A 20,776-nucleotide genomic window follows, 5' to 3' on the forward strand; every position below is an offset into this window, starting at 1 on the left:
CGATCACGCCCTCTGACCTGCGGTGTTACCGGTGTAGCGGATGTAGCGGACTTCCAGGGGGAGGGGGGTAGGGGGCAGACATCCCGGAGCTCCCAGACGCGACAGCGGCGACCCCCGGCCCAAGGCGGCCCGGTCCTGTCGAGTGAGGCGGGTCCTACCCACGCGAAGTGCCCGTTTCCGGGGTCGGGACGGCCCGCCTCACCACGCTCACTCGGCTCACTGGCGACCGTTCGCCCAGGTCAGCCCAGTGAGGCAGGCAGTGAGAACTCCCTGCCACCCGCCTGCCTCACTGGGCTGCCTCACTGGATCCCGGGCCGTCTGTGGGCCGTAGCAGGGTGCCCAAGGGTGACCAACAACGACCAATGACGACGGTTGCCCGATGTCCGGGGGCGCAGGTCACGTGGGGGAGAGTGCTTCTGACCTACTCGTTCGCCCCCAAGGGTGGACGTACGGCAAGATGGGGTGTATCTGCCCTCACGCGGCGGAGCCGCACATTGGCCCTTCTCGAATGCCGGACGGTTTCTCTTGGCTGAGTACATCTACACGATGCGCAAGACGCGCAAGGCGCACGGCGACAAGGTCATTCTGGATGACGTGACGCTGAGCTTCCTGCCCGGCGCGAAGATCGGTGTGGTCGGCCCCAACGGTGCCGGTAAGTCCACGGTCCTGAAGATCATGGCCGGGCTGGAGCACCCCTCGAACGGGGACGCGTTCCTGTCCCCGGGGTACAGCGTGGGGATGCTGCTGCAGGAGCCGCCGCTGGACGAGTCGAAGACGGTGCTGGAGAACGTCGAGGACGGCGTGGCGGACACCAAGGCCAAGCTGGACCGGTTCAACGAGATCGCCGAGCTGATGGCGACCGACTACTCGGACGCGCTGCTGGACGAGATGGGCAAGCTCCAGGAGCAGCTGGACCACGCCAATGCCTGGGACCTGGACGCGCAGCTGGAGCAGGCGATGGACGCGCTGGGCTGCCCGCCCGGTGACTCGCCGGTGACCAACCTGTCCGGTGGCGAGAAGCGGCGGGTCGCCTTGTGCAGGCTGCTGCTGGAGGCGCCCGACCTGCTGCTGCTGGACGAGCCGACCAACCACCTGGACGCCGAGTCGGTCCAGTGGCTGGAGCAGCACCTGGCGAAGTACGCGGGCACCGTGGTGGCCGTGACCCACGACAGGTACTTCCTGGACAACGTGGCGCAGTGGATCCTGGAGCTGGACCGCGGCCGGGCGATCCCCTACGAGGGCAACTACTCCACGTACCTGGAGAACAAGGCGTCGCGGCTCAAGGTCGAGGGGCAGAAGGACGCCAAGCGGGCCAAGCGCCTCAGGGAAGAGCTGGACTGGGTGCGGTCCAACGCCAAGGGGCGGCAGGCCAAGTCGAAGGCCCGGCTGGCGCGCTACGAGGAGATGGCGGCCGAGGCCGACAAGATGCGGAAGCTGGACTTCGAGGAGATCCAGATCCCGCCGGGCCCGCGGCTGGGCTCGATCGTGGTCGAGGTCGCGCACCTGTCGAAGGGGTTCGGCGAGAAGGTGCTGATCGAGGACCTGTCGTTCACGCTGCCGCGCAACGGCATCGTGGGGGTCATCGGCCCGAACGGCGCGGGCAAGACCACGCTGTTCAAGATGCTGCAGGGCCTGGAGACACCGGACTCCGGGAGCATCAAGGTCGGCGAGACGGTGAAGATCTCCTATGTGGACCAGGGCCGGTCGAACATCGACGCCAAGAAGACACTGTGGGAGGTCGTCTCGGACGGCCTGGACTACATCAACGTCGGCCAGGTGGAGATGCCGTCGCGGGCGTATGTGTCCGCGTTCGGTTTCAAGGGGCCGGACCAGCAGAAGCCGGCCGGGGTGCTCTCCGGCGGTGAGCGCAACCGCCTCAACCTCGCGCTCACCCTCAAGCAGGGCGGCAACCTGCTGCTGCTGGACGAACCGACCAACGACCTCGACGTGGAGACGCTGTCGTCGCTGGAGAACGCGCTGCTGGAGTTCCCCGGGGCGGCTGTGGTGGTCTCCCACGATCGCTGGTTCCTGGACCGGGTGGCCACCCACATCCTCGCGTACGAGGGCGAGGCCAAGTGGTTCTGGTTCGAGGGCAACTTTGAGTCCTATGAGAAGAACAAGATCGAGCGGCTCGGCCCGGACGCCGGCCGGCCGCACCGGGCCAGCTACAAGAAGCTGACCCGCGGCTGATGGCCCGGCACACCTTCCGCTGCCCGCTGCGCTGGGCGGACATGGACGCCTACGGGCACGTGAACAACGTGGCCTTCCTGCGGTATCTGGAAGAGGCGCGGATCGACTTCATGTTCCGCGTCACGCCCGGGCAGGAGGATGTGTCCTTCAGCGGCGGCGTGGTGGTGGCGCGGCACGAGATCGACTACCTGCGGCCGCTGGTGCACCGGCATGAGCCGGTCACGGTCGAGACGTGGGTGGCGGACATCACCGCCGCGTCCACCACCGTGAAGTACGAGGTCAAGGACGAGGGCACGCTGTACGCGCGGGCGTCCACGGTCATCGTGCCGTACAACCTGGCAAAGCAGCGGCCCCGGCGGATCACGGCGGAGGAGAAGGCGTTCCTGGAGCGGTATCTGGACGACGGGGCTGTCGTAGCGTGAGCCCCCGGCTGGGTTTCGCCGAGGCGGACGGCGGGGAAGGCGCGGCGGAGGCGGAGCTCGCCGCGTTCCTCGGCCGGCTGGTGCGCTGGGACAAGGCGGCGGTGGTACGGCTCCGGTCCGCGGCCGGCGAACCGGCGCTCGGAGTGTTCGGCCATCCGCCCTTCGGCGGCGTGCTCGCGGTCAAGAGCATGGCGCTGCGCGGCGGCGGGGTGGAGGAGCAGGTCGAGGCGACGGTCTCGGCGGGAGAGTTGCTGGAGACGGTGGCGGAGGCCGTGCGGGGCGGGGAGTTCGAGGTGCCGCGCTCGGTCACCGGACCGGCCTGGGCCGGGCTGCTGCCGCCGCGCGCGGGATGGCGGCGGGAGGCCGAGTTCGAGGGCGGTGTCGTACGGGAGCTGGCGGGGCGCGTGGTGGCCGAGTTCCGGGCCAGAACCGAGGCGCTGGTGCCCGAGCGGCGGACCCGGGCCGAGCTGGACGGTCTCGCCGAGGAGTTGTGGCGCCGGCCGCTGCCCGCCGGCCCGGCCGGGACCGCCGTCACCTTGCGGGTGGTGCACGCCGCCCACGCGCTCGGCTTCCTGCCGGCCGAGGGCCGGGCGGAGGCGGTCGCGGTGCTGTCCGCCGGTTCGTGGGTGCGGCTGCGCACGGCGTACGGCTCAGTGGCGACGCGGGCCGCGTCGGGCGCGGCGGGGCTCAGCGTTTCCCCTGTCTGAGTGCTTCCGGCCCGAGCGCTTCCAGCGCGGGCCGGAAGAGCGGTCCGGTGGGCCCGGCGGGCCCGGTGGGCCCGGGCGATCGGCCCAGGACCATGGGTCTGACCTGCCCGAACGGCTCGATCGGGGGTCGCGGCCGCCGGTGAGGGGTACTACCGGACCCCGGGTAGCGGCGGACCCGTTCGGGACGTCCGAGGGGCCGGTGCGGGTGATTGCCTTGAAGTGAGCCCGGGAAACCAGGAGACCGGAACCCGGAGAGCCTCGTCAGAGGCCCGTACCCGCAAGGAAGGCCGCGCCATGTCCGTGGAGCAGACCCGTATCACCACCCCCTTCGACGCCGAGTCCACCGCCGCCGAGGTGATCGACGGCATCGACCTCACCGGTCGCCGGGCGATCGTGACCGGCGCCGCCTCCGGGATCGGTGTCGAGACCGCCCGGGCGCTGGCCGGTGCGGGCGCAGAGGTGACGCTCGCCGTACGCGACGCGCAGGCCGGGGAACGTACCGCGCAGGACATCACCGAGACCACCGGGAACAAGCAGCTGAGCGTCCGGCGGCTGGACCTGTCCGACCAGGGGTCCGTCGCGGCCTTCGTCGGCGCCTGGGACGGCCCGCTGGACATCCTGATCAACAACGCCGGTGTGATGATGACACCCGAGCTGCGCACCCCGGAGGGCTGGGAGCTCCAGTTCGCCACCAATCACCTCGGGCACTTCGCGCTGACCACCGGGCTGCACGACGCGCTGGTGCTGGGCGACCGGGCCCGGGTGGTCAGCCTCACCTCGATCGGGCACCAGCGCGGGGGCCTGGACTTCGACGACCTCCACTTCCGCGAGCGTCCCTACGACCCGGTCGTCGCCTACGGCCAGTCCAAGACCGCTACGGCGCTGTTCGCGGTGGAGGCGAGCCGCCGCTGGGCCGGCGAGGGGATCACCGTCAACGCGGTGCATCCCGGCGCGGTGCTGGAGACCGGGCTCTCCCGGCACATGAGCAAGGAGGCGCTGGACCACGCGGTGCAGAACGGCGGCTACACCTTCAAGACGAGGGAGCAGGGCGCGTCCACCTCCGTGCTCGTCGCCACCTGGCCCGCGCTGGAAGGGATCGGCGGCCGGTACTTCGAGGACTGCAACGAGGCGCTGCCGTTCACCCCGGACCGCTTCGGCGGGGTCGCGCCGCACGCCCTGGACCCCGAGGCGGCGGCCCGGCTGTGGCAGGTCTCCCTGGACACGCTGGGCAGGCCGCAGGGCTGACCGCACGGCGCCACGAGGCGACGGAGGCACGACATCACGGCGCCACAAGGGCCCCGGACCACCGGTCCGGGGCCCTCGGCCCGCCCGGGAGCCGGCCCAGGGAGCCGGCCCGCGACAAGGCCCGTCAGCCCGGGGTGTTCACCATGGAGGCGGCCGCGTAGACCAGGTAGTCCCACAGCTGCTTCTCATGGGCGGGGTCCAGCGCCAGCTCGTCCACGGCGTCGCGCATATGGCGCAGCCAGGCGTCGTGGGCGGCCTGGTTCACCGTGAAGGGGCCGTGCCGCATCCGCAGCCTGGGATGGCCGCGCTCGTCGCTGTAGGTGCGGGGGCCGCCCCAGTACTGGATCAGGAACAGCCTGAGCCGCTCCTCGGCCGGGCCCAGGTCCTCCTCCGGGTACAGCGCGCGCAGCTCGGGGTCGTCGGCGACGCCCTGGTAGAAGCGGTGCACCAGTCGGCGGAACGTATCCTCGCCGCCGACCAGCTCGAAGAACGTCGCTTGCGGGAGCGTGCCGCGCGGGATCTCTGTCACCCTCCCATGGTCGCAGACGGCCCGGCCGAGTACCCGGGTCGTAGGACCGGTGCTACGCGCGCAGGATGGAGGGATGGCGGGGTCGGACGGATACGCGGGCGGCGGGCAGAGCTACCGGATGGCGGCGGACGCGCTGCGTGCCCGGATGGTGCGGCGCATCGTGGCCAGGGGCGAGCTGACCGACCCGGCCTGGCGGGCGGCCTTCGCCGAGGTGCCCCGGCATGTGTTCGTGGTGGCCGGCTCCGATACGGCTGACCCGGCGGACGGGGCGGACCCGGCAGCCGGTGCGGACGGGGCCCACCGGCTCGGCCTCGGCTCCCGGCTACGGCGGCTGGCCGACGCCTACGCCGACCGGCCGGTCGTCACCCGGGTGGTGGCCGGCGAGCTGATCTCCTCCAGCAGCCAGCCATCCCTGATGGCGCTGATGTGCCAGGCCCTGGAGGTGGCGGACGGCCAGCGCGTGCTGGAGATCGGCACCGGCACCGGCTACAACGCGGCACTTCTCGCCCACCGGCTCGGCCCCGGCGCGGTCACCACGGTCGACCTCGACCGGGAGCTGACCGATGTGGCGCGCGCCCGCCTGGACGCGTACGGCACCCCGGCCGCGCGTTCGGTGGCGGTGATCACCGGCGACGGCGCCCTGGGGCATCCCGGCCGGGCGCCCTACGACCGGATCATGGCGACCTGCGAGATGCCGGTGATCCCGGCGGCCTGGCTCACCCAGGTACGGCCCGGCGGCCGTGTCCTCGCGCCCTTCGCGTCCGGTCTGCTCGCGCTCACGGTCTGGGCGCCGGATTACGCGGAGGGCCGTTTTCTGCCCACCCCGGCGTTCTTCGTCCCGCTGCGGGGCGAGCGGGCGCGCGGGCCGCTCGGCGGGCTGGGGGACCAGCTGTTCGGCGCGGCGGGCGATGCCGACCGGACCCGGTACGGATTCACCGTGGCCGGGGACCGGCAGTGGGCCTGGCGGGACGATCCGGAGGGGCCGGACACCTGGCAGGTGACCTGATCCCGGGCCGGACACCTGGCACGTGACCTGATCCCGGGCCGGTCAGCGCCCGGTCGGCTCCCACACCGAAGCGTCGTGCGCGAACAGCACCCGCCGGGGGTCGAAGTCCAGCAGCCGGGCCGGCCAGGAATCCGGTGCGGGCAGCGGGGGCCGGGCGCCCTCGGTGACGGCGGTCGCCGCCAGCCGGGCGGCGGCGAAGTCGGAGGCGGAGGCGTGCGTCTGCCCGGCCAGGATCACCGTGCCGTCGGGGCGCCTGACCACCAGCGACTGGTGCCCCGCGGTGTGCCCGGGGGTCGGCACGATCCAGACCCCGGGGCGGACCTCGGCCTCACCGGTCAGCTCCTGGTAGAGCGCGCCGGGGAAGCCGATCAGCTGCCCGGGGGTGTGCTCGCCGGCCCTGACCAGCTCCATCTCGGCGGCCTGGGCGAGGATCGGGGTGCCGGGGAAGAGCGGATTGCCGCCGATGTGGTCGAAGTGCAGATGGCAGTTGACGACCAGCGTGATGTCCGCCGGGGCGACCCCGGCCGCCGCCAGCGCCTCCTGGAGCGGCCGGCGGTAGGGCCGGTAGTGCGCGTCCGTCTCCGGGTCGGCGGTCCCGATCCCGGTGTCGAACAGCAGCGGCCCGTCCTGGCACGCCACCAGATACGCCAGGGCCGGCTCCACCCGGGGCAGCCCGTCGGCGGTCTCCTGGCCGGGCCGTACGAACCAGCCCAGATCGAGCCGGCGCACCGCGAGCGGCTCGCTCATCGGCAGCTCCCCATGTCGTAGGTCGGTAGCTCGCTCCGTCGGTGCGTCGCGTGTCGGCGCGGGGCCCTACTCCCGCCGCAGGGTGATCGTGGTCCACGCTCCGACGTGCACCCGGTCGCCCTCGTGGAGCGGGACCGGCGTGTACGGCGGGATGGAGTCCTCACCGAGATTGACCGTGGTGCCGTTGGTCGAGCCCTGGTCGACCACCGCCCAGTCGCCGTCCGGCTGCTGGACGAGCACCGCGTGCTTGTGGGAGACCCCGGGGTCCTCGGGCGCCCGGGCGAGGTCGATGTCGGGTGCCTCGCCGGTGCTGTGCCGGCGGCGCCCGATGGTGATCTGATTGCCGGTGAGCGCGAGTTGGACCTCGGGGGAGAAGACCGGGAAGTACAGCCCCTGCCCCTCCGGGCCGCTGCGGGCCATCATCGCGGTGAAGTACTCGCGGTCCGCGCCGATCACCACGACCCACGCCGTGGCCGGGCCCGCCTCCGGCGGCTCGGCCGCCCGTGTCTCCCCCGCCGCCGGGCCGCGCGGCGGCAGCGGGGTGGACGGCGGGCCGATCAGATAGTCGCCGGACCCGGAGGTGACCGTCACCGACTCCGAAGGCACGGGTTCCGCCGGCCGGTTGATCTGCGAGGGCCGGGAGAGCTGGGACTCGTAGCGCGGATACGGCGGGAAGCTCGGCCCGGCGGCCGGCGCCGCCGGCCCGACCGGCGGGGCCTGCCCGGACGGCGGCGCCTGGGGGAGCGGCGCGAGAGGTACGACGGTGGCCGCGTGCGTGCGGAAGTTGTAGCGGCACTCCTCGCAGAACAGGGCCACGCCCTCCCTCGGGGTGCCGCACTGCGGGCACTGCTCCGCCACCCCCTCACCGGCGAAGGCCTCGCCGGCGAAACCGGGCGGCGACAGCGAGTGGGGCGGTGTGGACGCCGGTGAGGACGAGGAGCTGGACGACGCCGGGCGCGAGCCGTAGGGCGGTGCGGGCGGCGCGGCCATCCGCATACCGCAGATCTCGCACCAGTCGTCGGTGGTCGACTGATGGCCGTTCGGACACATCGGCATGGTGCCGGCTCCCCCCTGGTTACTTCTTCACGCGCACGGTCTTCGTGGACCGTGTCTCCAAGGTCATCTCGTCGGCGTCGGCGACCCTCGCTTTGAGCCGCACAGTACCGCTCGCCGCGTCCACCACGTCGACCACCTTCGCCAGCAGCTTGGCGGTGTCCTCGTTGCCGGACGCGCTGGCGAGCTGCACCGCCCGGCCCAGCTTCGCGGTCGCGCCGTCCATGTCTCCCGACTTGCGTGCCTCCAGGCCCTGTTGGATGACCTGGGCCAGTTCGGCCTGCCCGGTGTAGTGGGCGACCTGCGGGTTGATCCGGGTGGAGGCGGCCATGTCGTCGGTCCACACCGCGCGCACCAGGCCCTGGGCGAGGGACTGCGGGCTGCCGTCCGGCTGCGGCAGCACCAGCAGCAGGCGGGCGGCTAGCATCTCCTGGCCGACTCCGGCGGCCGGCACCCGTACCGCCACGTGGTAGTCGCGGGACTCGTCGCCCCACGAGCCGGTCGGGTAGTCGCCGGAGCGCGGACCGGACTCGGTGCGGCGCGCGGTGAGATCCTCGACGGTGGGGGCGACCTGCTTGACGAAGGCGATCTCGGAGCCCTGCGGGGTCCACAGCCGCAGGGAGACATCCGCGATCTCCTTGCCCATCGCGTTCTCCATCATCGACCGGAAGTCGGCGGCCAGGCCCGCCGGGTCGGCCACGATGTCCACCGACCCGAGCAGCGCCGAGGCGATGCCGGTCAGCTCCTTGACCTCCCAGTCGGTGCCGACGCCGCGCGCGTCACAGGTGAAGGACCCCGAGCAGCGGTCGAGCGCGGCCCGCAGGTCCTCCGGCTTCTCGTGCTCGTTGCGGCCGTCGGTGAGCAGGATGCCGTGCCGTATGGACACATCGCTCGCGCCGAGCAGCCGGTCGGCCAGCGTCAGCCAGGTGCCGATCGCGGTGCCGCCGCCGGCGGTGAGCTTGCGCAGCGCCTGCTTGGCCTGGGCGCGGGTGGCCGGATCGGCGACCGCCAGGCCGCCGTTGGCGGGATAGACCTCCCGGGCCTGGTGGGTACCCGCCACCACCGCGAAGGCGACCCCGTCGCGGATGGCGTCGATGGCGACGGCCGTGGCGTCCCGCGCGTTGCGCATCTTCGTCGGCGGGTACTCCATCGAACCGGAGCAGTCCACCATGATCACCACACCGGCGTTCGCGGTGGCCGCCCCCGCCCCCGGCAGCATCCGGCTGCCCGTGGTGCCGCCGCCGGTCGAGGTCACCGTGACGATGGCGTTGACCTCACGGCCGCCCTCGGGCAGGAACTCGTTCTGATAGACGTCGACCGAGAACTGCGGCACGTTCGACTTGGAAAGAATGGCCATCGCTTAACCCCATGCTCCTTCATGCCCTAGCCCACCCACCCCGACCCACCCCACCCCGACCCCCACCCGGCGTCCTGTTCGCACCGGGCCGCGCTCGCGCTAGGCGGGTGGGAATCCTGCCCGTGACACGGCGGCCGGGAACGGCAGCACCGCGACCGTTACGTTGTCGTGGCCGCCGCCGTCCAGCGCGACCCCCAGCAGGGTGCGGGCGCTGTGCAGCGGCCGGGAGCGGGCGTCGGCGGGGATCGCCTCGGCCAGTTCGGCCGGCGACTCCGCGTAGTTCCACAACCCGTCGGTGCACACCACGACGACCCCGGGACCCTGTGGCTCGAAGGCGGCCACATGCGGATCGACCTCCACCGCGTCCGCGCCGAGCCAGCCGGTGATCGCGTGCGCGCGCTCGTCGGCGTAGGCCTCCGCCTCGGTCATCAGGCCCGCGGAGACCATCCTGGCCGCCCACGAGTCGTCCTCGGTGAGCCGGGACGAGGGCAGCGAGCGGTTGTCGGGGATCCAGTACGCGCGGCTGTCGCCGATCCAGCCGACGGTGAGCACCGCGCCGATGACGACCGCGCTGACGCAGGTGCAGGCCGGCGCGTTGTGGTGCGGCAGCCCGTCGGGGGACTCCTCTTCGGCCAGCGCGGCGACCGCGTCGAAGGCGGCCAGCAGCGCGCCGCGCATCGCCTCCTCGGCGGGGGCGCCGCGCTCCAGGGCGCCCAGCAGCGATTCGCTGCCCGCGGCGGAGGCGGCGGCCGAGGCGTCGTCGGGCCGGTACGCGGTGGACACGCCGTCGCAGACGACCGCGGTGACCGCGGGGGTGCCGTCGGGCAGCGAGGCGGCGGCCACGGTGAAGGCGTCCTCATTGCGGTGGTGCCGCAGCCCCCGGTCGCTGACGGCCGCCACGCCCTCCAGCTCCTGCTCCTGGTGGTCGCGCTGGCGCGGCTGGGCATGCCCGCAGTGCTCGCAGTAGCCGTCCTCGTCCACCCCGCCGACCCCGCAGGCGACGCACACCGGACCGGTCACGGTCCCGTTCACGGCCGCGGCGGCGGACTCCTTCCCGCGGGGGTCCGACAGCCGGGCGACCGCGCCGAGGACGAGGGTGTCACCGCTGTCGCCCTCGGGTGCGGCGCTCCGGGGCGGGGGCGGCGCGAAGGGGTCGCCGCCGGGCGGGGCGTCGCGGCCGTCGGCAGGGGAGTGGGAAGCGCCGGGAGAGCCGGCGGCGCCGGAGGCCCCGGTCGCCGGACCGGCCGGCCCGCCCGAAGGCCCGCCGGCCGCCGGCCCCGGCCGTGCGGGGGGCGCGGCCCCCGGCGGCGGGGCGGCCAGATTGAGGCCGCAGCTCTCGCAGAAGCGGTCCTTGGCGCTCAGGTGCTCCCCGCAGCCGGGGCAGGCGGAGAGCTGGGCGGCGGCGTGCGGCGCGGGCGCCGGGGACGGCGCCGATTCGGGCAGCGGTGTCATCGGCTATACCCACGTCCGGGGGCGGAAGCGGTTGGCGCGCTCCACCAGTTCGATCCTGGCGCCGCCCTGCTGGGCGAGCCTGGCCAGCACCCGGTACGAGCGCTCCAGCCCGAACCGGAGGTCCCGCTCGGTGAGTCTGGCGCCGAGCACGCCTTCCTGCGATCCGGCCGGTACGCCGCCGGCCGCGCTCTCGCCGGTCCGGCCCGCCAGCACCCAGTCCAGCGCGCTGCCCAGCACCTCGGTGGCGAGCTGCTCGCGCCGGTCGGAGTCCAGGCCCTGCCGCTGCAGATCCTCCACCTGGCGGGCGGCGGCGTGCAGATCGGGCAGCAGCGGTTCGCCCGGCGCCCGGTCGCGCAGCCGGGCCCGGATCGCCGCCACCCGGGCGGCCGTGTAGTGGATGGACGACTCCGGCACCGACTCCAGGGCGGCCACCGCGCCGGCCCGGTCGCCGGACTTCAGCAGCACCCGGGCCAGCCCGAAGGCGGCGCTGACGTAGCTGTGGTCGGTGATCCACACCAGCCGGTAGTACTCGGCCGCGTTGTCGAGCTGGCCGAGCACCTCGGCGCAGATGCCGAGCGCCAGCTTGGGTGCCGGCTCGCCGGGGAAGGCGTCGTACACCGCGTCGAAGCTGAGCGCGGCGGTCTCGAAGTCCGCGGTGGACAGCGCGGCCAGGCCGCGGTGCCAGACCACCCGCCAGTCGGCGTCGGACTCGGCGGCGTCTTCGAGCGCGCGCAGCGCCTTCACCGCGCCCTCGGTGTCACCGAGTTCGAGCCGGGCCCGGACGTCCCGCAGCCGCTTCTCCACCGAGTCCTCGGGGGCCGACCGGAGCGCGGCCACCATCTCGGCGGGCGCGGCGGCCGAAAGTCCGGCCAGAAAGCCCGCGTTGGGGTCGGCGGGGTCCACATGGGGGACGGGCAGGGCGAGTACGGCGGCGGCCTGGTCCAGCCGGGAGACGACCGGTCTGGTGGCGGCGCCCCAACCGCCCGGCGCGGTGGGCGAGTCGCCGTTGCCCCCCGCCTGGGCGGGGATCACCGGGGGCGGTCCGAAGGCGCCGGGCGCGGCCGGCGGCGGAGCCGTGCCCGCTCCCAGCACCGCCGGGGTCCGTCCGCGTGCCGCTTTCTCCCGGGCCCGGTCCGCGCCGAGCACCGAGGTGTCGCCGGCCGCCGGACGCACCAACTCGGTGTCCACCACGCGCAGTTCCGGCCCGAACAGGGTGGACAGCGCGGGCCGCGGCTGGCCGGACTCCAGTGCCACCACTTCCCGCAGCACGCCGAGCAGCTGGTCCGACATCTCCTCGGCGGAGGCGAACCGCTTGCCCGGGTCGGGGTCGGTGGCCCGTACCAGCAGCCGGTAGAAGGACTCGTAGCGGGAGAACACCTCGATACTGCCCGGGTTGGGCAGGCTGTCCGCGAAGACGTTGGTGTAGCCCTGGAAGTCGAAGGTGAGCACGGCCAGCGTGCGGGCGACCGTGTAGAGGTCGGAGGCCACCGAGGGGCCGACCTCGGCGACTTCGGGTGCCTGGTAGCCGACCGTGCCGTAGATCGCGGACTCGGTGTCGTCCATCCGGCGGACCGCGCCCATGTCGATGAGCTCCAGCCGGTCGCCGGTCTGGATGGCGTTGTCCACCTTGAAGTCGCAGTACAGCAGGTTGCGGCTGTGCAGATGGCCGAGCGCGTCCAGCGCCTCGATGGCGAAGGCGATGGCCTGGGCGACCGGCAGCGGCTCGCGCTTGCCGTCGGCGGCGCGGCGCTCGTTGGCGATCTCCTTGAGCGACTTGCCGCCGACATAGGCCATCACGATGTAGCCGTCGAGCGTGCCGGTGCGCTGGTCGAGGTGCTCGACGAAGTTGTAGATACGGACGATGTTGGGGTGCTCGATCTCGGCCAGGAAGCGCCGCTCGGAGACGGCCGCGGCCAGCGCGTCCTCGTCGCCGGTGTCCAGCAGGCCCTTGAGCACCACCCAGCGGTTGGAGACCGCGCGGTCCACCGCCAGATAGATCCAGCCGAGACCGCCGTGCGCCAGGCACCCCACCACGTCGTACTGCCCGTGCACCACGTCGCCGGGCTGGAGCTTGGGCGAGAAGGAGTACGGGTGCCCGCACTTGGAGCAGAAGCCCTCGGTACGGCCGGGGCGGTCGCCGCGGCTGCGGCCCACCGGGGCGCCGCACTCGCTCTTGGAGCAGTACCGCTTGCGCTCGGGCACCTCGGGGTTGAGCAGCACCGCCGCCGCCGGGTCGGGCCGCGGGATCGGCGGTACGGACACCAGCCCGGCGCCCAGCTTGCCGCGGGTGGGGCCGCTGGTGGCGCCGCGGCTGCTGCGGACCGACACCGAGCGGCCGGAGGCGGTGCCGGTCAGCGACTGCGAGAGCCGCCCGGACACCGAGCGCTTGGACGCCTGCGAGGAGGACTTGGAGGAGCGGGAGGACTGGCCGGAGGCGGACCGGGCGGATTCCCCGGCCCGCGCGGACGCCCCGGCGGGCGTGCCCGGGGGAGCCGTGGGAGCGGCCCCGGCTCCGGACGCCGCGCCCGCCCCGGCCGGCGCACCGGCCGGCCCCGCCGCCGGCCCCTCGGGCAGCGGCGCCAGCCCGCAGGTGTCGCAGAACAGCTCACCGCCGCCCATGTCCTCCACGGTCCCGCCACAGCCGGGCCGCCTGCATTCGCTCACGGTCTCCCCCTCAGCCTTTCCCTGACCTGTCGTACTGTCCTACGCCGCCGCGCGTCCCCGCGGTCGTCCCGCCCGCGCCGGTCACCCCGGTCCCCGCCGGTCGGTCGGCGTACGAGGCGTGTTGATCTCCGAGACCGCCTGCTGATAGCGCTGCACCGTGCGCTCGGCGGCGGCCAGGTCGCAGGGCGCGCTCCACAGCAGCCGGCGGGCCTGGTCGTAGCGCTCGATCAGCAGCGGGTCCTCGGCCATGCCGAGCCGGGCGACCTTCGCCCGGTAGGCGTCCAGCCGCCCGCGCAGCTCGGCGCGTACCGCGAGCGGCGCCGTCACGGCCGTCAACGAGTCGCGAGCCCGCAGCAGTTCGTCCTCGGCGCGCTCCTCCAGGCTGTCCAGCAGCGGGGACAGCCGGTGCCACTGCGCGGTCCTCATGAACTCCTCGGCGCAGTCCAGCTGTTCGTGCAGCGCCCCGGACGGCCCGCTGACCGCGGGCACATCGGAGGCGAGGATCTTGGACAGCACCTCGACCCGGGCGCTGCGGGCCTCGGTCAGGGTGCGGTCGGCCCGGGACACCACGTCGCGCAGCCGCTTGAGCCGGTGCTCGGCGTCGTCCCGGACGTGCAGCACCGCCTCCACCTCGCGGCGGATCTCCTCGAGCCGGCGCCCGGCCTGCTCGTACTGCGAGGTGTCGGGCCGGCCGGGAGCCGGCCGCGGCAGCCAGAAGGCCAGCGGATCGGACACCGTACGGCCGCGCAGCTCGGTCAACTCCGCCGTCAGGGCTTCCAGTTCGTCCCCGGCCGGGTGGGCTCCGGGCCGGACGCCCACCGATCCGGCCAGCGACCGGACCCGCTGGGTCTCGGCGGCCAGCAGGTCTATCCGGGCGGGCAGCGCCGACCACACGGAGTCGGCGGCGGCCACCGTCTCCATCGCCCGGTCGTACCAGCCGTTCATCCGGGCCAGCAGCTGCTCCAGGCTCAGCTGCTCGGTGAGCTTGGCCGGACCGGTCAGCGAGCGGGCGTGATCGGGGACGGCCGCGCCGGTGACGGTGATGCCGTCGCCCTGCAACAGCTCGGTGAGCTGCGACAGTTCGGTCTGGGTGGGCCAGCGGCGGCGGGCCCGCAGCTGCCGGGCGGTGTTGAGCGCGTCGGCGTAGGCCTCGAAGTGGGTCCACAGCGCGGTGATCGCCGCGTCGGTCTCGGCCCAGCGCTGTTTGGTGACGCCGGTGAGTTCGGCGCCCTCCAGCAGCCGGCGGCCCGAGTGGTCCTGCAGGGCCAGCAGCGAGGACTCGACGGCTTCGTGCTCGGCGCCGAGCCGCGCCAGGGCACGGTCCACGTCCTCCCGGCCCATGACCGGTCCGGATGCTCCCACGACCGCCATCACACCCTCTTCCTGTGCGTCTGCCTGTGCCGGCCGGTATTCCCTGTCGCGCCTGGCTGCCCCGCCCGCGGCTCGCTACGGCTCCTTCTTGTACTTCGGGGCCGGCGGCCCGGTGATGCCGGGCAGGTCGGCGGCCAGCCAGTGCCGGTACGACCGAGACCACTGGCTGTCCGGCCCGCCCGCCTCATAGGCGGCGAGGATGCGGTTGACCTTGCGCACCAGATCGGGCCGGTCCTTCTTCATGGCCACACCGTACGGCTCCTGGGTGACGGGTTCACCGACCAACGTCATGGAAGGATCCTGGGCGGCCTGTCCGGCGGCGAGCGCGTTGTCGGTGAACACCGCGTCGGCCAGTCCGAGTTGGACCCTGACCAGGCAGTCGAGCTGGTTCGCCACGGTCAGCACCTTGGCGCCGAAGCGCTGGGCGTCGGACTCGTCGGTGCCCTTGACGGGGTCGGTGAGCTCGGCCAGACCGGTCGAGCCGGTCGCGGCGCAGACGGTGCTGCCCTTGAGGCTGGCGTTGTAACCGGTGATGGGCGAGCCCTTGGGGACGAGGAGCTGCTGGCCTGCGGTGAAGTAGGCGGTGGAGAAGTCCACATCGTGGATGCGGTCGCAGGTGATGCTCATGGTGCGCACCACCATGTCCACCGTGCCGTTCTGGATCAGCTTGACGCGCTGCGCGGTGGGCACGGTCAGATACTGCACGCTGTCGGGGGTGTAGCCCTTGCCGAAGATGCCCTTGGCTATCGCCTGGACGATGTCGATGTCGAAGCCCGCGAGTTGACCGGTGGCCGGGTCGCGGAATCCCCACAGATAGCTGTTCTGGTCGATCCCGACCTTCAGCCGGCCGCGCCGGACGATGGCCCGCACATCGGGGTCGTCGACGCCGTCGGGGCTGCCGAGGGCCGGGTCGAGGCTCGCCTCCGGGTCCTCGCAGTCCGTGGCGGAGGCGTACCGCGCCTGGGTGACCGGGTCGGTCGCCGTCGCCCGCCCCTGCGGACCGCCGCCGTGCAGCGGCGCCACCACCGCGGTCAGGGCGAGGGCACAGGCCGCCGCCATCGCCGCCACGCCACCCCACCCGCGCCAACTGCCCTTCACCGCATGTCCCGTTCCCCTGCCTCGAAGGCTTCCCGCCCGCTTCGCCATGCCGCTCACCGGTATTCCGACAGACGGCGCCCGATGCCGAGCGCCGCGCCCGCCGCGGCCAGCACCGCGAGCAGCGCCGCACCGGCCGGCAGCAGCGACAGCGCGCCGCGCCCGCTGTCCGCCGCCTCCCGGAACTCGCGCTGCTCCTGGGCGACCGCCCGGTCCAGGTCGGCGTCCACCTTGTCGAAGCACTGACCGGTGGTCTGGGTGACGGTCTTCCCGGCGCTGTCCTTGCCGCCGATCACCTGGGCGACGGCGGTGGTGTAGTCGCCGCCGTCGTCGCTGGCCCGGGCCGCGGTGTGCCGGCCGCGCCAGATCCGCACACTGGTGACGGCGGCGTCCAGCGGGCCGCGGCCCGCGGAGTCGTCGGCCAGGGCGAGGGCCTGCGCCAGTTGGCCGCCCACGCCTGAGGGGTTCGCGCCCGCCAGTTTGCGCATGTCGTCGTTGAAGCCGTCCTCGTAGGCGTCGCCCGAACCGCGGGCCACCAGAGTCAGGTTCTCATTGCCGCGGGCCTGGAGCATCGAGATTCGTGCGCTGTTCAGGATCTGCATCGACTCGGCCCCGTGGGAGTAGGAGTCGGACAGCCGCGCGCGGGCCACCGAGTGCCCGGCGACCAGCCACACCAGCACCACCGCGCTGGCCGCGCTCGCCGCCAGCAGGCCCTGGTTGAACACCCGGTTGGTACGCCGGAAGTGGCGGCGCTGCGCCCACACCAGGGTGGCCAGCACCAGCGCGCCCAGCACCCAGGCCGCCCAGGGCAGTGCCTCGGCGTCGGCGTAGTCGCGGTTCAGCCGGTCGGTCTCGATCCGGTAGAGGTCGTCGGCCGCGGCCAGCAGACCGCCCTTCATCTGCATCCGCTGGTCGGCGTAGCTCAGATACGCGCCGCCCAGCGGCAGGCCCTGCCGGTTGTCGGCCTGGGCGGTGGCCACCTGCTGGACGTAGTACGGCAGTTGCTCGTTCAGCGTGGCCAGCCGCTGGGCGGCCGCACCGGTGCCCTCGCTGCTCGCGGCGGCCTGGGTGATCAGCCGGGCCGCGGTGGCGATGTCCTTCTGGTAGCGGTCGGAGACGGCCTGCGGCTCCTCCCCGCCGAGCAGGAAGCCGCCCGCGACGGTCGCGTCGGCGTCGGCCAGCGAGCGGTAGATCTCCGCCGCGTCCGCGCTCAACGGGGCGCTGTGGTGGACGACATGGTCGGCGGCGGCGGAGCGCTCGGTGATCTGCCAGGCGGTGACGGCGCCGAACGCGACGACGAGGACAGCCAGGGAGGCGCCGATCAGGCGCAGCCGGCCGGGCTCGGTGGTCGCCGAGAAGCGCGTCCGGTGGGCGCCGTCCGTCCAGCCCCTGCGCCGGGGCGCCGCGCCCGGCCCCGCCGGTGGCTCGGGGGCGGCCGGTGGTGAGCCTGCCGGATGCGGCCCTCGCGTCGGCGTGTACGTCACTTGTCCTCCCCCAGCGGACCCGCTCTGCGCGGGGTCAAGCAGCAGTATGGCTGCCGCGGCCTGCGCGGTTCCAGCGGCCCGGAGGAACTCCCCCGGCTCCCACCCGGTCACACGCGTCCGGGCAGACGTTCGGTTCCAGCGGGGGCGGGGAGCCGAGCGCCGGAGCCGCCGGTCGGGGGCGATCCGGGCGGGCCGTCCGGTAAGGGCGGGTTCGCGCGGTGGGCGGCGCCCGGCGGTCCCGCCGAAGACAGCGGACGGGACCGCCGGGCACCCCGTCCCGTCAGGAGTAGTGCGCCCGCAGTGTCGACCGGGCCCCGGGACCGGCCGCCACGTGGTCCAGGCCCAGCAGCCCCGCCCCCAGGACGGGCGGCGCCGTCACGACATGGGCGCGGGCCTTGGGGGCGCGGGCGGTGAGGCGCTCGGTGAGCTGGTCCATCAGATACGGGTTGCGCGCCGCCATGATGCCGCCGCCGAGCACCACATCGGCCTCCTCGTCCAGCAGGCCGAGCCGGCTCAGCGCGACCGCGGCCAGGGCCACGATCTCCTCGGCCTGACGGGCGACGATGGACCGGGCCACCGGGTCGCCGGCGTCCGAGGTCGCGAAGAGCACCGGGGTGAGTTCGTAGCGCCGGGCGGGCGGAATCGTTTCCAGGTGCAGCGCCTCGATGAGCGCGTACATCGAGCCGAGGCCGAAGTGCGCGGGCAGCGTACGGGCCAGTTCGGTGGGCCCGCCGCGGCCGTCGTCGGCGCGGGCGGCGTGGAAGAGGGCCTCCTCCGCCAGACCCGATCCGCCGCCCCAGTCCCCGGATATCTTGCCGATCGCGGGGAATCGCGCGGTCCGCCCGTCCGGCAGCATGCCGACGCAGTTGATGCCGGCGCCGCACACCACGGCGACCCCGCGCGGCTCGTCCACACCGGCCCGCAGTATCGCGAAGGTGTCGTTGCGCACCTCGGTACTGCGCGCCCAGCCCCGGGCGTGCACCGCGGCCGCCAACTGCTCCTCCTCAACGGGCAGATCGGCGTTGGCCAGACAGGCCGAGGTGTGTTCGGTCAGCGGTACGGGCGGCGTCCCTCCGCCCGTCGGAAAACCCGCGTCGGCCGCCGCGCGCTCCACGATGCGCGCCAGCGCCGAAACGGCCGCCTCGACCCCGACGACCGGCGGCTGGAAGCCGCCGCCGCGAGCGGCGCCGAGCACCCTCCCGTCGGCGGCGACCAGCGCCACGTCGGTCTTGCTGTTGCCCGCGTCGATGGCGAGGACGCCACCGGGGACGAGCGCATCCCGGCTCAGGCCCACGCCAAGTGCTCCCGGTTGTGGGCGATCAGACGGTCCGTCAGCGCCTCCGCGTACTCGTACTGGCCGGTCAGCGGATGCGACAGCAGCGCCGTGAACACCCGGTCCCGGCCGCCGCGCAGCGCCGCCTCCAGCGCCAGGTCCTCGTACGCGGTGACATGGGCGACCAGCCCCGCGTACAGCGGCTCCAGCGGCGCCACCGGCAGCGGCCTGGCGCCCTCGGCGTCCACCACCGCGGGGACCTCGATCACCGCGTCGTCGGCGAGGAACGGCAGGGTGCCGTTGTTGTAGGTGTTGACGACCTGGACGTCCCCGGTGCCGCGCAGCAGCGAGGAGGCCAGTGCGACGGCCGCTTCGGAGTAGTAGGCGCCGCCGCGCTGGGACAGCAGTTCGGGCTTCTCGTCCAGCCCGGGGTCGCCGTACATCTCCAGCAGCCGCCTTTCCATCTCGGCGACCTGCGAGGCCCGCGAGGGGGTGGTGCGCAGCTCGCGGACCACCTCGTCGTGGGCGTAGAAGTAGCGCAGGTAGTAGGACGGCACGACGCCGAGCCGGTCCAGCACCTCGCGGGGCAGGTGCAGGTCGGCGGCGATCTCCTCGGTGTGCTCGGCCAGCAGCTTGGGCAGCAGATTCTCGCCGCCGGGGCCGCCGAGGCGCACCGCGCGCTCCCAGGTGAGGTGGTTCAGGCCCACATGGTCCAGGTGGACCTGGTCGGGCGTCACATCGAGCATCGCGGCGAACTTCCGCTGGAAGCCGATGGCGACGTTGCACAGCCCGACCGCCTTGTGGCCGGCCTGGAGCAGGGCCCGGGTGACGATGCCGACCGGGTTGGTGAAGTCGATGATCCACGCGTCGGGCGCGGTCCTGCGCACCCGCTCGGCGATGTCGAGCACCACCGGCACGGTACGCAGCGCCTTGGCGAGACCGCCGGCCCCGGTGGTCTCCTGGCCGACGCAGCCGCACTCCAGCGGCCATGTCTCGTCCTCGTTGCGGGCCGCCTGCCCGCCGACCCGCAGCTGGAGCAGCACCGCGTCGGCGCCCTCGACCCCCGCTTCCAGGTCGGCGGTGGTGGTGATGGTGCCGGGGTGGCCCTGCTTGGCGAAGATCCGCCGCGCCAGCCCCCCGACGAGTTCCAGGCGGTCCGCGGCCGGGTCGACCAGCACCAGTTCCTCGACCGGCAGGGTGTCGCGCAACCGCGCGAACCCGTCGATCAGTTCGGGTGTGTAGGTGGACCCGCCGCCCACGACTGCCAGTTTCATCCCTTGACTCCCGTCAGGGTCACGCCTTCGATGAAGGCCTTTTGCGCGAAGAAGAAGACCACGATCACCGGGGCCATCACGAGAACGGTGGCCGCCATGGTCAGATTCCAGTTGGTGTGGTGAGCGCCCTTGAAGGACTCCAATCCGTAACTGAGGGTCCATGCCGCCGGGTTGGAGCTGGCGTAGATCTGCGGCCCGAAGTAGTCGTTCCAGCAGTAGAAGAACTGGAACAGCGCGACCGCGGCGATGGCCGGCCTGATCATCGGCACGATCACCGTGAGCAGGGTGCGCAGTTCACCGCAGCCGTCCACCTTGGCGGCCTCGGTGTACTCCTTGGGGATGGTCAGCAGGAACTGCCGCAGCAGGAAGATGGTGAAGGCGTCGCCGAAGGCCATCGGGATGATCAGCGGCCACAAGGTGCCGTCCATCCCCATCTGCTTGGTCCAGAACAGGTACATCGGGATGATGACCACCTGGGGCGGCAGCATCATCGTCGAGATCACCAGCACCATGATCAGATTCCGGCCGCGGAAGCGGAACTTGGCGAGCGCGTACGCCACCGGCAGCGAGGACACCACGGTCAGCACCGTGCCGGCCACCGCGTAGACCAGGGTGTTGCGCCACCAGGTGAGGAAGCCCGGGGTGTCCCACACGGTACGGAAGTTGGACCACTGCCAGGTGTGCGGCCACAGGTCGCGGGTGAGCGCCTGGTTGTCGCTCATCACCGCGGTGAGGAAGACGAACACGAAGGGCAGGATGAAGAAGGCGGCGGCCGCCAGGCCGAGCGCGTGCACGGCGATCCAGTGCAGCGTCCTGCGGCGCCGCGCGTCGCGCTTGGCCCGGGTGTCGAGTCCGGCGCCGGCGCCCGGCACCGCGGGGGTGGTCAGAGTCGCTTGGGTCATCGTCG

The 20,776-nt window shown here is 73.2% G+C and carries 17 protein-coding genes; 5 read left to right on the forward strand and 12 right to left on the reverse strand.

The genetic code is table 11. The annotated features are described in order from the left end of the window. Nucleotides 1-525: 525 nt before the first annotated feature. The 4 genes from ettA to ACFO3J_RS28590 all read left to right on the forward strand — a co-directional run bounded on the left by ettA (nucleotide 526) and on the right by ACFO3J_RS28590 (nucleotide 4,564). Nucleotides 526-2,190: an energy-dependent translational throttle protein EttA gene (gene ettA / locus ACFO3J_RS28575; protein WP_386435286.1), complete on the forward strand. Its 1,665-nt coding sequence runs from the start codon at nucleotides 526-528 to the stop codon at nucleotides 2,188-2,190. Next, nucleotides 2,190-2,612, forward strand: coding sequence for an acyl-CoA thioesterase (locus ACFO3J_RS28580; RefSeq protein ID WP_386435289.1), 423 nt, complete (start codon nucleotides 2,190-2,192; stop codon nucleotides 2,610-2,612). The genes ettA and ACFO3J_RS28580 overlap by 1 nt, the downstream gene beginning before the upstream one ends. After that, the gene (locus ACFO3J_RS28585) at nucleotides 2,609-3,319 is read left to right on the forward strand and encodes a hypothetical protein (RefSeq protein ID WP_386435292.1); all 711 of its coding nucleotides are present in this window, start codon (nucleotides 2,609-2,611) and stop codon (nucleotides 3,317-3,319) included. Before ACFO3J_RS28580 ends, ACFO3J_RS28585 begins: the two co-directional genes overlap by 4 nt. A 294-nt stretch (nucleotides 3,320-3,613) precedes the next feature. Then, nucleotides 3,614-4,564: an SDR family NAD(P)-dependent oxidoreductase gene (locus ACFO3J_RS28590; protein ID WP_386435294.1), complete on the forward strand. Its 951-nt coding sequence runs from the start codon at nucleotides 3,614-3,616 to the stop codon at nucleotides 4,562-4,564. Between the two features lie 124 nt (nucleotides 4,565-4,688). On the opposite strand, the gene ACFO3J_RS28595 is transcribed toward ACFO3J_RS28590, so the two are convergent. Next, nucleotides 4,689-5,093 (reverse strand): globin, encoded by a 405-nt coding sequence (locus ACFO3J_RS28595; RefSeq protein WP_386435296.1) that lies wholly within the window; start codon nucleotides 5,091-5,093, stop codon nucleotides 4,689-4,691. 73 nt (nucleotides 5,094-5,166) lie between these two features. Here ACFO3J_RS28595 and ACFO3J_RS28600 point away from each other — a divergent pair, with 73 nt between their 5' ends. After that, nucleotides 5,167-6,099, forward strand: coding sequence for a methyltransferase domain-containing protein (locus tag ACFO3J_RS28600; RefSeq protein WP_386435299.1), 933 nt, complete (start codon nucleotides 5,167-5,169; stop codon nucleotides 6,097-6,099). A gap of 42 nt (nucleotides 6,100-6,141) precedes the next feature. Here ACFO3J_RS28600 and ACFO3J_RS28605 read toward each other — a convergent pair whose 3' ends face one another. From ACFO3J_RS28605 to ACFO3J_RS28655, 11 genes are all read right to left on the reverse strand, one after another. After that, the gene (locus ACFO3J_RS28605) at nucleotides 6,142-6,846 is read right to left on the reverse strand and encodes an MBL fold metallo-hydrolase (protein WP_386435302.1); all 705 of its coding nucleotides are present in this window, start codon (nucleotides 6,844-6,846) and stop codon (nucleotides 6,142-6,144) included. Nucleotides 6,847-6,912: 66 nt separating this feature from the next. Then, complete coding sequence (locus tag ACFO3J_RS28610; RefSeq protein WP_386435305.1) at nucleotides 6,913-7,902, reverse strand: FHA domain-containing protein; 990 nt, start codon at nucleotides 7,900-7,902, stop codon at nucleotides 6,913-6,915. Nucleotides 7,903-7,921: 19 nt separating this feature from the next. Continuing rightward, on the reverse strand, nucleotides 7,922-9,256 hold the full coding sequence (locus ACFO3J_RS28615) for a vWA domain-containing protein (RefSeq protein ID WP_386435306.1): 1,335 nt from the start codon (nucleotides 9,254-9,256) through the stop codon (nucleotides 7,922-7,924). A gap of 99 nt (nucleotides 9,257-9,355) precedes the next feature. Continuing rightward, nucleotides 9,356-10,708, reverse strand: coding sequence for a PP2C family protein-serine/threonine phosphatase (locus tag ACFO3J_RS28620; protein WP_386435308.1), 1,353 nt, complete (start codon nucleotides 10,706-10,708; stop codon nucleotides 9,356-9,358). Between the two features lie 3 nt (nucleotides 10,709-10,711). Further along, nucleotides 10,712-13,327, reverse strand: coding sequence for a serine/threonine-protein kinase (locus tag ACFO3J_RS28625; protein ID WP_386435788.1), 2,616 nt, complete (start codon nucleotides 13,325-13,327; stop codon nucleotides 10,712-10,714). A 126-nt stretch (nucleotides 13,328-13,453) separates the two neighbouring features. Beyond that, nucleotides 13,454-14,743: a hypothetical protein gene (locus tag ACFO3J_RS28630; protein WP_386435310.1), complete on the reverse strand. Its 1,290-nt coding sequence runs from the start codon at nucleotides 14,741-14,743 to the stop codon at nucleotides 13,454-13,456. Between the two features lie 75 nt (nucleotides 14,744-14,818). Further along, nucleotides 14,819-15,802 (reverse strand): glutamate ABC transporter substrate-binding protein, encoded by a 984-nt coding sequence (locus tag ACFO3J_RS28635; protein WP_386435790.1) that lies wholly within the window; start codon nucleotides 15,800-15,802, stop codon nucleotides 14,819-14,821. A gap of 92 nt (nucleotides 15,803-15,894) precedes the next feature. Continuing rightward, nucleotides 15,895-17,322 (reverse strand): hypothetical protein, encoded by a 1,428-nt coding sequence (locus tag ACFO3J_RS28640; RefSeq protein ID WP_386435313.1) that lies wholly within the window; start codon nucleotides 17,320-17,322, stop codon nucleotides 15,895-15,897. Between the two features lie 280 nt (nucleotides 17,323-17,602). Next, nucleotides 17,603-18,616: an N-acetylglucosamine kinase gene (locus ACFO3J_RS28645; RefSeq protein WP_386435316.1), complete on the reverse strand. Its 1,014-nt coding sequence runs from the start codon at nucleotides 18,614-18,616 to the stop codon at nucleotides 17,603-17,605. After that, a complete protein-coding gene (locus tag ACFO3J_RS28650) occupies nucleotides 18,607-19,869 on the reverse strand; it encodes a 6-phospho-beta-glucosidase (protein WP_386435318.1) in 1,263 nt (420 codons plus the stop codon). Before ACFO3J_RS28650 ends, ACFO3J_RS28645 begins: the two co-directional genes overlap by 10 nt. After that, entirely contained in the window at nucleotides 19,866-20,771 is a 906-nt protein-coding gene (locus ACFO3J_RS28655) for a carbohydrate ABC transporter permease (protein ID WP_386435321.1), read from the reverse strand. Before ACFO3J_RS28655 ends, ACFO3J_RS28650 begins: the two co-directional genes overlap by 4 nt. Nucleotides 20,772-20,776 lie beyond the last annotated feature (5 nt).

Source organism: Streptomyces polygonati (genome assembly GCF_042650325.1).
GTDB classification, from domain to species: Bacteria; Actinomycetota; Actinomycetes; order Streptomycetales; family Streptomycetaceae; genus Actinacidiphila; species Actinacidiphila polygonati.